Source organism: Coleofasciculus sp. FACHB-712 (genome assembly GCF_014695635.1).
Classification (GTDB): Bacteria; Cyanobacteriota; Cyanobacteriia; order Cyanobacteriales; family FACHB-T130; genus FACHB-T130.
In genome coordinates, this window is record NZ_JACJOQ010000372.1 from 1 (window position 1) to 12,467 (window position 12,467).

Consider the following 12,467-nt stretch of genomic DNA (forward strand, 5'->3'; position numbering starts at 1 on the left):
ATTTTTCATTATTTTACTCCTCTTGATTTGCCGTTCCGGCTGCTTTTACTTCCAAGACACCTCTAGCCATATTCATTCCACAGGTAAAGGGATATTCGCCTGGGGTTTTTGGTATGAATTCCACAGGTGTCATCCGATTCAAATCCAAATCTTTAGCAATGTGAAAATCCGGTAAAATGATTTTTTCCAGACAAATACTGGGGTCTTTTCTGAAAAAATTGAGCCGCACAGGTTGCCCTGCTTTCACGATGACTCGATTTGGATCGTAACCGCCATCTACTTGGATAGTCAGTTCCTGAATTCCTTGATTTGCTGTCGCTTGTTGAGCTTGAGTTTTACTCACCAGAAACCACCAAAGTTCTAACCCAATTAAAGCCAACCCGCCTAAAGTAAGACCCAGTTTTAGCTCAAAAGGTTGCTTAATTTGACGAAATTGGTTTGTGGGCATTGGTGCCTCGGCTGAAGCGGCTTTTGCGGGTGTTCCTGAGAAAACCGAGAGCAAAATCCACAAAACCAGAAGATTACTCAACAATTTTTTTTGAGTTACCATATTTCCTCCTTTTCTATGTAGTTAGAGATTTACTCGCGGCTGAAAATTCCGCAAGCGCAAAGCGTTACTGACAACAGAAGCCGAACTGAATGCCATCGCTGCACCCGCAATCATTGGGTTCAGTAACCAACCGAAAATCGGGAATAAAATACCAGCAGCGATTGGAATTCCAGCGACGTTGTAAATAAAGGCAAAGAAGAGATTTTGGCGAATATTCTGCATCGTGGCGCGACTTAATTGAATCGCAGTAACAATACCTTGCAAGTCGCCAGAAATGAGAGTGATGTCGCTAGCAGCGATCGCGACATCGGTTCCAGTGCCAATCGCTATCCCCACGTCTGCTTGTGCCAGTGCTGGGGCGTCGTTGATGCCATCGCCCACCATTGCCACTACTTTACCTTCGGCTTGCAGTTCCTGGACTTTAGCGGCTTTTTGGTCGGGACGGACTTCCGCAAACACTCGCGTGATACCGACTTCTTGCGCGATCGCATCTGCTGTTTTGCGATTATCCCCCGTTAACATCACCACTTCTAAACCCATCCGGCGTAGCGATCGCACAACGCCTGCTGAAGAGGGTTTCAGGGCATCGGCAATGCCAATCAATCCCTGCATTTCGCCATCTACCGCAATCCAAACGGCAGTTTTACCCGCAGATTCCCAAGCAACTTTTTGTCCTTGCAAAGGTAGCGTTTCAATCCCTAATTCATCCATCCAACGCTGAGTACCGATTTGCACCAGTCGGTCGGATACAATTCCTTGAACGCCACTACCCGCGATCGCTTCAAAATTTTTCGCCTCCGGCAATGGAAACTGCACTTCCTGAGATTGGGCATACCTTACAACCGCTTCAGCCAAAGGATGTTCTGAATTGCGTTCAACTGCTGCCGCTAACTTTAATAGCTTTATCTCATTGCTGTGGACAGTTCCTACCATCGTGATGTAGTCGGTAACAGTGGGTTTTCCCTGAGTCAGAGTCCCCGTTTTATCCAACACAATCGTTTGAATTTTATGCGCCACTTCCAGACTGTCAGCACCTTTAATTAAGATGCCATTTTCTGCACCTTTTCCGGTTCCCACCATCACAGAAGTCGGCGTTGCTAAACCCAAAGCACAGGGACAAGCAATAATTAACACTCCCACCATTGTCATCAGGGCCATTGTGAGATTGCCCATCACGTCGAACCAGATAATGAAAGTAGCGATCGCGATCGCAATCACCACTGGCACAAACCACCCGGTTACTTGATCCGCCAATCGCTGAATGGGGGCTTTGGCACCTTGCGCTTGTTGCACTAGTCGGACAATTTGAGCCAAAACGGTATCTCGTCCAACTCTCGTCGCCCGAAACTGAAAACTGCCAGTTTTATTAATCGTCGCCCCAATCACTTCATCCCCCGCCTGTTTCTTCACGAGCAAGCTTTCACCCGTCACCATCGCTTCATCGACACTAGACGTACCTTCTACCACTTCCCCATCCACGGGGATTTGTTCGCCAGGACGCACTAAAACCACATCGCCAACTTGGACAGCTTCAACCGGAACATCGATTTCCTGTCCATTGCGGATCAAACGCGCCGTTTTCGCTTGCAAACCCATCAACTTGCGAATCGCTTCCGACGTTTGTCCCTTGGCGCGAGTTTCTAAAAACCGTCCTAGCAGAATTAAAGTAATTACAACCGCCGCTGTTTCGTAATAGACATCTGTAATTCCCTCCAAGAATCCTGGAAATACAGTCACAAACAGCGAGTAGAAATACGCCGCACCTGTACCCAGCGCAATCAGCGTATTCATATCAGCCGCGTGACGCTTCAAAGCTTTCCACGCACCTGTGAAAAAGGATTGACCGCACCAAAATAAAACCGGCGTTGTCAACACTAGCTGCACCCAAGAATTATGCAACCATGCCGGAATTAAAGGGATGTGCAACCCAGTCATTGCCGGGATTGACCCCACCACCAGCACAATACTAATCGCTGCGCCGAATACCACTTTCCGCGCCAAATCTTGCCGTTCCTGACGGCGGGTGGCTGCTTCGGTATCATCTTCTTTGCTTCCGAATTCTCGAACTGGCGCGGCTGTATATCCGGCGTCGGTGACAGCCTGCTGAATTTCCTCTAAACTCGTTTGCTGAGGCTCGTACTTAACAGTCGCCTGTTCCATGCCGAAGTTAACGTTACACTCGCTGACGCCTGGAACATGGCGAATCGCTTTTTCTATCGCACCGGCGCAAGCCGCACAACTCATTCCTTGTAACTTCAGAGAATGTGTTTCCATAACTTTCTCTAACTCGATGATTTTAGGTTAATCTCTCTAGTTAACTGGAGAGTCAAGGGGGTAGAGAAAAAATTTTGTGTGCCTATGTATCGCGACCAGCTAATTGCAGAATTAAAGCTTTGCATAGAGCCATTGTTACCTGGTTATCTAGCAATTTTTGATTTGGCTGATACGAAGCGGCGCAACCTTTACTTAGGTCACGAAGAAGTAGATAAAGATATTTTAGAATTCGATACTTTGTTAAAAGCTCATCTCGGTAAAGCTTTCAAACGAATTGGGGGCGATCGCTGGGTTGCTTTTGTTACTGAAAATCAACTCAACGTTTTCGATCGCTTAATTTTGGCATACCAAAAAGAAGTCCCTATCTCTGCTGGCTGGGAATGTAGAGCGATCGCTCCTAACAGCACTTTAGTTCATATTGAGGAGAAAACCGATGTCTTGATAAGTCGCGCTGTCCGATGTGGCTACTTAAATATCCAAGACATCAATGACGTAGCGGCTAGGGTAAATGATTTACTAGAAAAAATATGGCGTTTACCTGTTAATTCCGCAACTTCACTAGAGCAGGAATTAACATTTAATGAACCAAAATGGAAGTGTATCATTGGCAATTTACCTAGCACTGCGTACTGTCCCTTCTGCAAAAGCACAGAGTTTGAATGGCTAGAAGGTACTGATGACACTGCTTACGGAATTTGTAAGGGTTGTCGCGCCGAAGCGGATTTTGTATACGGCTGAATATCGCACTCTTAAATGGTTTGTGAAGGCGAGATACCCGACTTCTCTCTCGAAGTTTGGGATTTGAAGGGCTGGCTAACTAATCAAAGAAAATCGCCTTATTCGTAGCTATTTGTTGAAATTCGCTTTTCTTCGATAAACTGAAGCCAAAAAGCCGCAGCGATGCCCCAAATTGCATTAAAAAATAATACAAACAGTGGAGTTAAAACTCCCAATTTCAACCCTAGCAGCCCTTGATTCGCTTTCACCGAAAATACAATCAGTAATTGAGCCAGTGTCGGCGCAAGACTATAGACAATTCCTCGCAAGACAATCCCTCGCAACCAAGAGGGGTAACGCAGAAAAGGCAAGACAAAGAGAAATCCCCATAAACCGCCCCAAACGATGCGAGGATACAGCCAATCTGGGGTCAAAGCTGGCGCAATTTTCACCCCCAAGGCAGCAGTGATGCCCAGAACTCCAAACAGCCAAACAGCAAGACTATTTGCCAGTCCTCCCAAAGCGCCAGCGGCGAAGACGAGTGTTAATTTTCTGCTCCACTGCTGCATCCAAATTTCCCCTAACCTTTGCGATAATCTTATCGCTAGGCGACAGGATATCCAGCGTTCGCGATCGCTTCCCTGACTTTGTCTGCTGGCTGTTGTGTTTCCACACTTACAAGCTTGGTTTTGGTATCAGCCTCTACCTTCGCGGTGGGGTCAAGAGTGGCAACTGCCTTAGAAATCGTGTCTACACAGGCAGAACAAGCCATGCTGGGAACTTTCAGTTGTAGTGTCATAGTGTAAATTCAGGATTATTGTTTCAATCGCTATTATAAAATCTCCAGTCAACTGGAGAGTCAAGTAAATGGATGTACAAACTGCTCAATTAATTGTGAATGGCATCGCCGTGGGTTGCATCATTGCGCTAGCGGCGATTGGTCTAACGCTGACTTATGGAATTTTGCGCCTTTCCAACTTTGCTCATGGCGATTTTATGACCTTGGGCGCGTATCTTACCTGGTTAGCGAATATCAGTGGGATAAATATTTGGCTGTCAATGATTCTAGGCGCGGGGGGAACGGTGGCGGCGATGCTACTGAGCGAACAGCTGCTCTGGAAACCAATGCGGGCACGCCGTGCCTCCCCTACCACCCTGATCATCATCTCGATTGGACTTGCCTTGTTTCTCCGCAATGGCATCATTTTCATTTGGGGAGGAGGCAACCAGCGCTACAATTTGCCAATTGCCTCCGCCCTCAACATCTTCGGCGTCAACGTAGCTTATTACCGGATCGTTGTCATGGTTTTAGCCGTCCTCGCAATGTTGGGGCTGCATTTCCTGTTGCAGAACACCAAAATCGGGAAGGCAATGAGAGCAGTTGCGGATGATATCGATCTGGCTCGCGTCTCAGGCATTAACGTTGAGCGCGTGGTGATTTGGACTTGGCTAATTACCGGCGTTTTTACGTCCCTGGGAGGAGCCATGTACGGGCTGATTACGGGCATACGCCCCAACATGGGCTGGTTTTTGATTTTGCCGATGTTTGCGTCGGTGATTCTCGGCGGGATAGGCAACCCCTACGGCGCGATCGCAGGTGCGTTGGTAATTGGTATCGCCCAAGAACTCAGCGTCCCCTTCCTGGGGTCTGAATACAAGCAGGGCGTTGCCCTCTTGATCATGGTCTTAATTCTGCTTGTCCGTCCCCAAGGCTTGTTCAAGGGCACCCTATAAAAGGATGAAGGATGAAGGATGAAGGATGAATCAACAGGCTATCCATCCTTCGCCCTTCCGCCTTCATCGTTGTCATTCGCCCTAACCTCAAAACTGTAGATTCAGTTTTCTTAGAGATGGATTACGGGTTGATGATGTGGAAATAAATCGCTGCAACCAGGAAGTTACCAGCTAAGAGGATCAGCGAAACGATAGTACGGAAAGGATAGGGAGGCTTACTCGTTTGGGTAAGAGAACCTTTTGGTTTCTTGGCTTGTGCAGTCATAAGCATTTGCTCCTAATTTTGGACTTTATCAAGAAATACCAAAGAGCTGTCACAATTAGCACGGCTCGATAGAAATATTTTCATTTACCGCAGTCTTCCTGAAAGCAGCGTAGACCTTGATAGGCGCTTTCCCGATGCACGATAAATGGAAAAATTCTTTTTTCCTCCCGTGGTTTCTTGACTTTAAACACTCTCTCCCGCGTGGTAGGAACTGCGGACGAGGGGACCGGAACGGACGTGAGCAAAGCCCATTTTCCGCGCGATCGCTCCCAGATGCTCAAATTCTTCTGGCGTCCAGTATTTTTGGACTGGTAGATGTTCTAGGGAAGGGCGCATATACTGACCGAGGGTAATGCGATCGCATCCAGCATCCCGCAAATCGGTCATCGCCTCAATCACTTCGGCTTCCGTTTCTCCGTGTCCCAGCATCAAGCCGGATTTCGTGGCAATTGTGGAGTCAAGTTCTTTCACAATCCGGAGAACATCAAGCGATCGCTCATACTGTGCCCCCCGTCGCACCCGTCCTTGCAGACGCTCCACCGTCTCAATATTGTGGTTATAACAAACGGGTGACGCTGCAACCACCGTTGCGACTCGTTGCCGTTGTTTCTCCACCGCATCCTTACCCCCCCAGAAATCTGGCGTCAACACCTCAATCAGCGTTTCCGAGTTCATCTGTCTTATCGCTGCCATCGTCGCCGCAAACCAACTCGCCCCCCCATCCGGCAAATCATCTCTCGCCACCGAAGTCAGCACCACGTAGTGCAAAGAAAGCAACTGCACCGCCTGAGCCACCTTTTGCGGTTCTTCCGGATCTAATGGCATCGGTGCGTGCCCTTTCTCCACTTGACAAAAAGCACAGGCACGGGTGCAAGTTTGCCCCATCAGCAGAAACGTTGCTGTCTTTTGGGTATAACACTCTCCCCGGTTCGGACAGCGCCCCTCTTCGCAAATCGTGTGAATTTGCCGCTGCTTAATAATTCGCTGCACCGTCGAAATGTCGCTTGCTTTCCCGATGGAGCGTCGCAACCAAGGCGGTAGCGCCTCAATTTCTGACCTCCACGCTTGTACATCAGGCTGAATTTGTCGAGCATTCGTTTCGGTAGGCAAATTCATGTTTTTTTCTGGGCTACCAGCTCAATGAGCATCCGTATAATACAGAACTTACGCAGCCAAACTCCTAAACTCAAGAGCTTACAACAATTTCCATAGCAACTCTCTATTGGATGCAGTACGGTTTAACCCCACCTCAGCCCCTCTCTGTTCGCGGATTTGAGTTTAATATTTCCCCTCTCTGTTCGCGGATTTGGTTCAATATTCTCCCCTCTCCGTGAAGGTTGAGGGGCTGGGGGTGAGGTTCCGATCGAGTGAGAACCACTATCTCGCCTGCTTTCCTGCGCTTTTGTCTATATAGCCAGTACAGGATAGCCAGTACAGGCACAACCCAAAAAAGCCCCTACGTTGTCGGGCAATGCGTCAGTCCTATGATACAAATCTTAAATCATTCGACTCTAACTCTGATTCTGCTTCTGCCTTAGTTTTTTTCCCTTTCAGGTCAGACCGGATTAATCTAGAATTAGGCACGCTGCTAGCTTTTTGGCTTTATGTTTTTGTATGTCAAGACGATCGAAGAGTGAGGATATCAGGCAAGCCATTGTGTTGCTGTATACCACGCACTCATGAGAATCCCCATTACGGCGCTAGCGTTGGTTTACCGTAATCGGGTATAGAAATCATAGTTCTGTAGCGCAGACACACTTGTACTACACATTCCAAATTATCCTGATTGGTATGAACGCGAGGCAGTTTTCTGCTAGCCGCTCATCTTGCTGAAATTAGCGGCAAGGCAGCAGTCGGCTCAAATCAACTTTAGTTTTTCTTTAAATTACCCCTAAGGAGTCAGTCGTGGCAGGTCACAAAATTCTGGTGATTGATGACAGTCGAGTGATCAGAAATACAGTACGAGATATGTTACCACCGGGTAACTTTGAAATTTTAGAAGCAAAAGACGGTCTGGAAGGCATGAATCTGATCTACCAGTCACACCCGAACTTGATTATGTTAGATTTTCTCTTGCCCAAAATGAGCGGGTGGGAGGTGTTTCAGCAGATTCAAAGTAAGCCCGAACTTCAGTCAATTCCTCTCGTTTTAATGTCTGGTCGGAAAGAAGAGGTGACAGAGAAAATCTCAGAACCTTTTGAATATTTTGAATTCATACCCAAGCCCTTTGACCAGAAGCAACTGATTGCCGCTATCAAGACAGCGATGGCAAAAGCAAGAAACCGCCCGGTGGTAGTACCGTCAGCACCGCCGGCAGTCGTCGCTAAGGATACAGTCCCACCAGACACAGGGGTTGCGTCAGCAGACATTCAGCAGTTAAATGCCAAGATTTCCAAGATGCAAGCTGAGATTGACGCCTTGAAGAAACAGGTGGCTCCAATGGCAGCGATACCTAGTGAGGTTGATGGCTTGAAAAAACAGCTAGCTCAAATTGTGACATTCATTAAACAAAAGCTGAAGTAATCGCTAGCATTTATAGAATACACCTCAGCATTTAGATCCTGTCCCCATTCAATCTTCCAGCTCATCTGACTCGTAATCGGGGCGTTCTTACGGTTGAGTTTCTTGTTTCATGGAATGTCCTCAGTCACCACTCCTAGGAGTTAGTTATGCCAAGTAACAAGATCCTGGTTATCGATGACAGCAGCACCAGTCGGAGTCTAGTCCGAAAGCTATTGCCCCAGAGTAACTTTGAAGTTCTCGAAGCAAAAGACTCTCAAGAAGGACTGAATTTAATCCGAAAAGAACGCCCCAATTTAATCGTGCTGGATTTCCTGTCATCTCAGCCTAGTAGCTGGGAAGTCTTTCAACAAATTCAAGTCTCTCCGGAACTCCAAAAGATTCCTTTAGTGGTGACATCAGGACGTAAAGAAGAAGTTACACACAAAATTCCAGAACCGTTTGAGTATTTTGAATTTGTTGCCAAGCCGTTGGAGCAGAAGACGCTGATTCAGGCGATGAAATCAGCAATGGCTAAGGCGAAACTGCCCCGGCGGCAAGCGGCTGCGGCTGTTACCCAAACAGCACCAGCCGCTAAAGGCACCCCAACGGCTCCCGACGTTCAGAAAGCGCGAGCGACTCAAAAAATCCTAATTGTTGATGATGCTAAAGTAATTCGGGCTTCATTGCCAGAAATGTTACCTCCGGGCAACTTTCAAGTTTTAGAAGCAAAAGATGGGGAAGAGGGACTTAATCTCATCCGTCAGGAGCATCCGAATGTCATTATTTTGGATTGGATTCTGCCTCGCATGAGCGGTTGGGAGGTTTTTGGGCAACTTCAAGCTTCGCCCGAACTCCAGATGATTCCTTTAGTGGTCATCTCTGGGCGGAAAGCGGAAGTGATGGAGAAACTTTCAGAACCGTTTGAGTATTTTGAATTCCTAGAGAAGCCCTTCAATGAGAAGCACTTAAATCAGGCAATCCAGTCGGCGATCGCTAAAGCCAAATTGCCACGCCCACAAGCTGGAACACCTTCTGCTCAGACAACCGCAGTCGTTGCTGACTCTACAGATGCATCTGCTGAAATTAAGGCATTAAATGAAAAAATGGCGGCAATGCAGGCTGAAATTAAGGGATTGAAGGAACAAGTTGCTGAAATTCCGGCACTGAAAAAACAATTGGCTCAGATGATGGCTTTCGTTAAGCAAAAGTTGAGTTAGAAGCCCTATTTAAGTGACTAGAATACCCAGATTATCTACTGGCTGCTAATGACTCATTGCTAATCTCCCTCTTGTGTCATTTTGAGAGAATTCTATGAATTTACGCTATTACAGCCTGCGAGAAATCAAGCTTTCACCCCAGTTTGACAGAAGCTGTTTACGGACGCACTGGCTTCCGTTATGGATGGAAGAAACAAAATTAAGATGCACCGAAAAAAACTACACTTTTATTGTGTCCTGACAGTTAAGACCAATCCCCCAATGGTGCTTTGTCGCCCGTACAGAAGCTTGGTTCTGGGTTGAGACGGTTATGACATTGGTGAAATGGTTGCTACCATTATCCCGTTTAGGAGACTGTATTCATCCGTCAACCCAGGTCAGGGCACACCTCCAATTGCTAGTATGACTCCGCATTCGTGAGGAAGCCTTTGATGATGAAAACACCAAAGTCCAAATCCCGTTGCCATCAACCAAGTACGAATGAAACTTCCGACTTAAGACTAATCAACCCAAATGCAGCGGGTATTGATATCGGTTCAGAATTTCACTGGGTGAGTGTACCAAAAGACCGAGCATCCGAGTGTGTAAGACGTTTTGGCTGTTACACTGCTGACTTGCATGCCCTTGCAGATTGGCTGGCTGAATGTAGAGTAGAAACTGTTGCAATGGAATCAACAGGGGTGTATTGGATTGCGTTATTTCAAATCTTGGAGACAAGAGGTTTTGAGGTCAAACTTGTCAACGCCCATCATGTCAAAACTTTACCTGGACGTAAAACTGATATTTTAGACTGTCAATGGCTGCAACAGTTACACAGTTATGGATTGTTGTCTGGTTCTTTTCGCCCGGAAGACCAAATTTGTGTTCTGCGGAGTTATATCCGCCACCGGGATACTCTTATCAAAAGTACTTGTGTTCATATTCAACGGATGCAAAAGGCTTTAACCCAGATGAATGTGCAACTGCATAAAGTTGTCAGCGATATCACTGGTACTACTGGGATGGCAATTATTCGAGCGATTGTTGCTGGAGAAAAAGACCCACAACTTTTGGCAGCTAAAAAGCATCACCGTGCTAAACGCTCTCTCAGCAGAAATTGCTGCTGCTTTAAATGGTGATTATCGCAGTGAGCATATTTTTGTACTTCAACAGGAACTACAACTTTACGATGTCTATCAAGCTCAGATAGCCGCTTGCGACCACCAAATACAGGAGTGCTTGGCTGAATTTAGCGACAAAGTTAATCTCGATGAATCTCCGCTTCCCCAACCAAAGCACCCCCGCAATAAACCTCAAGGCAATGAACCCGCTTTTGATTTACGTACCCATCTCTACCGAATTATTGGAGTGGATTTCACTGCCATTGATGGTCTTGGTATCCTTACCGTACAGACCATTATTTCTGAGGTTGGTTTAGATCCTACCCGATTCCCAACTGTGAAACACTTTACTTCCTGGCTTGGTCTTTGCCCTTGCAATCGCATCACTGGTGGTAAAGTTAAAAGTTCTCGAACTCGCTTGGTAGTTAACCCTGCTGCTAATGCTTTCCGAATGGCTGCACAAACAGCGGGCAAGAGCAATTCTGCCTTGGGCGCTTTTTATCGTCGCTTACGTTCTCGCCTGGGTACGCCCAAAGCTATCACTGCTACTGCTCATAAGTTGGCACGAATTTTCTACCGACTTTGGACAACAGGAGGTAACTATCAAGATATTGGCATGGATTATTATGAGCAACGTTACCAAGAACGAGTTATCAATAACCTCCAGAAAAAGGCTCTAGCTTTGGGTTTTGAGCTTGTTCCTCAGCCCAAAGCGAATACGGTTTCTTAGGAGAGGGATCTAGCGATTCTAGGCTTCTACTTGCTTAATCCAACTCTCTGCGCCCTTCTAAGGCTCGTGCTAGTGTCACCTCATCGGCATACTCTAAATCACCGCCCATCGGTAAACCAAAAGCAATCCGCGTCACCTTGGTAAACGGCTTTAGTAATTGACCGACATACAGGGTTGTTGTCTCACCTTCCACACTGGGACTAATTGCCAAAATCACTTCTTTAATTTTTTGCTGGCTGACTCGCCGCACGAGCGGTTGAATATTTAGTTGGTCGGGGCCAATTCCATCCATCGGCGAAATGATGCCCCCCAAGACGTGATACTTGCCGCTATACTCGCGAGTTTTTTCCAGCGCAATCACATCACGGGAATCTTCCACCACACAGAGCGTGCTGTTGTCGCGGTTAGAGTTACGGCAAATATCGCAGACAGGTTCAGCCGAGAGGTGAAAGCACACCTGACATAAACCCACTTGCTTTTTCGCCTCAACTAAAGCTTGAGCCAGTGTTTCTACTTCTTCGGGCGATCGCTTAATAATATGCAGTGCCAGACGTTGTGCAGTTTTCGGGCCAACTCCTGGCAACCGTTGTAGTTGCTCGATGAGACGAGCTAAGGGACGTGTGTAAACCGTTGTCCTATCTCCAATCTGTATGCTTCCATATTTATCCTAAACCCCCGATAGATTGGATTGATACAATCTGGCTCTATCTGAGTTTCCCAATAAAAAAGCGCCCCCTTGTGGGAGGCGCTTTTGATGTAGAGACGCGATATATCTTGTCTCTAGCGATTAGCCATTGATGCTGGGAGCCATCAGAGCCACTGGGGTGGACTCACCTGCTGCCAAGTCGAGGGGGAAGTTGTGAGCGTTGCGCTCGTGCATCACTTCCATACCCAGGTTGGCGCGGTTGATCACGTCTGCCCAAGTGTTGATGACCCGACCTTGGCTGTCAATCACTGACTGGTTGAAGTTGAAACCATTCAGGTTGAATGCCATCGTGCTGATTCCCAAAGAGGTGAACCAGATGCCGACGACGGGCCATGCACCTAACAAGAAGTGCAAGGAACGGCTGTTGTTGAAGGAAGCGTATTGGAAGATTAACCGACCGAAGTAGCCGTGGGCTGCCACGATGTTGTAGGTTTCTTCTTCTTGTCCGAATTTGTAACCGTAGTTCTGAGATTCGGTTTCGGTGGTTTCACGCACTAAGGAGGAAGTCACCAAAGAACCGTGCATGGCGGAGAACAGGGCACCCCCGAAGACACCGGCTACACCGAGTTGGTGGAAGGGGTGCATCAGGATGTTGTGCTCGGCTTGGAACACGATCATGAAGTTGAAGGTTCCGGAGATCCCTAGGGGCATCCCGTCTGAGAATGAACCTTG

At 47.3% G+C, this 12,467-nt stretch carries 10 protein-coding genes and 4 pseudogenes; 6 read left to right on the top strand and 8 right to left on the bottom strand.

Going from position 1 to position 12,467, the window contains the following annotated elements:
- Positions 1–13 precede the first annotated feature (13 nt).
- Positions 14–550: a cupredoxin domain-containing protein gene (locus H6F50_RS10230; RefSeq protein WP_190428618.1), complete on the bottom strand. Its 537-nt coding sequence runs from the start codon at positions 548–550 to the stop codon at positions 14–16.
- A gap of 21 nt (positions 551–571) precedes the next feature.
- Positions 572–2,824 carry a heavy metal translocating P-type ATPase gene (locus tag H6F50_RS10235; protein ID WP_190428619.1) on the bottom strand — a complete coding sequence of 751 codons (2,253 nt, stop codon included), beginning with the start codon at positions 2,822–2,824 and terminating at the stop codon, positions 572–574.
- A 78-nt stretch (positions 2,825–2,902) separates the two neighbouring features.
- Between H6F50_RS10235 and H6F50_RS10240 the strand changes: the two genes are divergently transcribed.
- Positions 2,903–3,562, top strand: a complete 660-nt coding sequence (locus tag H6F50_RS10240) for a hypothetical protein (protein ID WP_190428620.1) — start codon at positions 2,903–2,905, stop codon at positions 3,560–3,562.
- A gap of 98 nt (positions 3,563–3,660) precedes the next feature.
- Here H6F50_RS10240 and H6F50_RS10245 read toward each other — a convergent pair whose 3' ends face one another.
- Both H6F50_RS10245 and H6F50_RS10250 read right to left on the bottom strand, forming a co-directional pair.
- Positions 3,661–4,110, bottom strand: coding sequence for a hypothetical protein (locus H6F50_RS10245; protein ID WP_190411223.1), 450 nt, complete (start codon positions 4,108–4,110; stop codon positions 3,661–3,663).
- 35 nt (positions 4,111–4,145) lie between these two features.
- Positions 4,146–4,340 carry a heavy-metal-associated domain-containing protein gene (locus H6F50_RS10250; protein ID WP_190411224.1) on the bottom strand — a complete coding sequence of 65 codons (195 nt, stop codon included), beginning with the start codon at positions 4,338–4,340 and terminating at the stop codon, positions 4,146–4,148.
- Positions 4,341–4,408: 68 nt separating this feature from the next.
- Here H6F50_RS10250 and H6F50_RS10255 point away from each other — a divergent pair, with 68 nt between their 5' ends.
- Entirely contained in the window at positions 4,409–5,275 is an 867-nt protein-coding gene (locus tag H6F50_RS10255) for a branched-chain amino acid ABC transporter permease (RefSeq protein WP_190411225.1), read from the top strand.
- A 121-nt stretch (positions 5,276–5,396) separates the two neighbouring features.
- Here H6F50_RS10255 and H6F50_RS10260 read toward each other — a convergent pair whose 3' ends face one another.
- Positions 5,397–5,540, bottom strand: a complete 144-nt coding sequence (locus tag H6F50_RS10260) for a photosystem I protein PsaX (protein ID WP_190411226.1) — start codon at positions 5,538–5,540, stop codon at positions 5,397–5,399.
- A 183-nt stretch (positions 5,541–5,723) separates the two neighbouring features.
- Positions 5,724–6,656, bottom strand: a complete 933-nt coding sequence (lipA, locus tag H6F50_RS10265) for a lipoyl synthase (RefSeq protein WP_190428621.1) — start codon at positions 6,654–6,656, stop codon at positions 5,724–5,726.
- A gap of 789 nt (positions 6,657–7,445) precedes the next feature.
- On the opposite strand from lipA, the gene H6F50_RS10270 reads away from it, so the two are divergent.
- The 4 genes and pseudogenes from H6F50_RS10270 (at position 7,446) to H6F50_RS10280 (ending at position 11,089) form a co-directional block, all read left to right on the top strand.
- Positions 7,446–8,063, top strand: a complete 618-nt coding sequence (locus H6F50_RS10270; RefSeq protein ID WP_190428622.1) for a response regulator — start codon at positions 7,446–7,448, stop codon at positions 8,061–8,063.
- Between the two features lie 146 nt (positions 8,064–8,209).
- Positions 8,210–8,599 (top strand): annotated as a pseudogene (locus H6F50_RS26455) (response regulator); the annotation flags it as partial.
- Positions 8,600–8,698: 99 nt separating this feature from the next.
- A pseudogene (locus H6F50_RS10275) lies at positions 8,699–9,259 on the top strand (response regulator); the annotation flags it as partial.
- A 434-nt stretch (positions 9,260–9,693) separates the two neighbouring features.
- Positions 9,694–11,089 (top strand): annotated as a pseudogene (locus H6F50_RS10280) (IS110 family transposase).
- A 34-nt stretch (positions 11,090–11,123) separates the two neighbouring features.
- On the opposite strand, the gene recR reads toward H6F50_RS10280, so the two are convergent.
- Together recR and H6F50_RS10290 are read right to left on the bottom strand one after the other, a co-directional pair.
- A complete protein-coding gene (recR, locus tag H6F50_RS10285) occupies positions 11,124–11,735 on the bottom strand; it encodes a recombination mediator RecR (RefSeq protein WP_190411240.1) in 612 nt (203 codons plus the stop codon).
- A gap of 141 nt (positions 11,736–11,876) precedes the next feature.
- A pseudogene (locus H6F50_RS10290) lies at positions 11,877–12,467 on the bottom strand (photosystem II q(b) protein); the annotation flags it as partial.

What these genes read in the sequence shown, in the direction of transcription:
- H6F50_RS10245 (WP_190411223.1), bottom strand. Translation starts at nt 4,110, where the DNA reads ATGCAGCAGTGGAGCAGAAAATTAACACTCGTCTTCGCCGCTGGCGCT.
- H6F50_RS10235 (WP_190428619.1), bottom strand. Translation starts at nt 2,824, where the DNA reads ATGGAAACACATTCTCTGAAGTTACAAGGAATGAGTTGTGCGGCTTGC.
- H6F50_RS10255 (WP_190411225.1), top strand. Translation starts at nt 4,409, where the DNA reads ATGGATGTACAAACTGCTCAATTAATTGTGAATGGCATCGCCGTGGGT.
- lipA (WP_190428621.1), bottom strand. Translation starts at nt 6,656, where the DNA reads ATGAATTTGCCTACCGAAACGAATGCTCGACAAATTCAGCCTGATGTA.
- H6F50_RS10260 (WP_190411226.1), bottom strand. Translation starts at nt 5,540, where the DNA reads ATGACTGCACAAGCCAAGAAACCAAAAGGTTCTCTTACCCAAACGAGT.
- H6F50_RS10250 (WP_190411224.1), bottom strand. Translation starts at nt 4,340, where the DNA reads ATGACACTACAACTGAAAGTTCCCAGCATGGCTTGTTCTGCCTGTGTA.
- H6F50_RS10230 (WP_190428618.1), bottom strand. Translation starts at nt 550, where the DNA reads ATGGTAACTCAAAAAAAATTGTTGAGTAATCTTCTGGTTTTGTGGATT.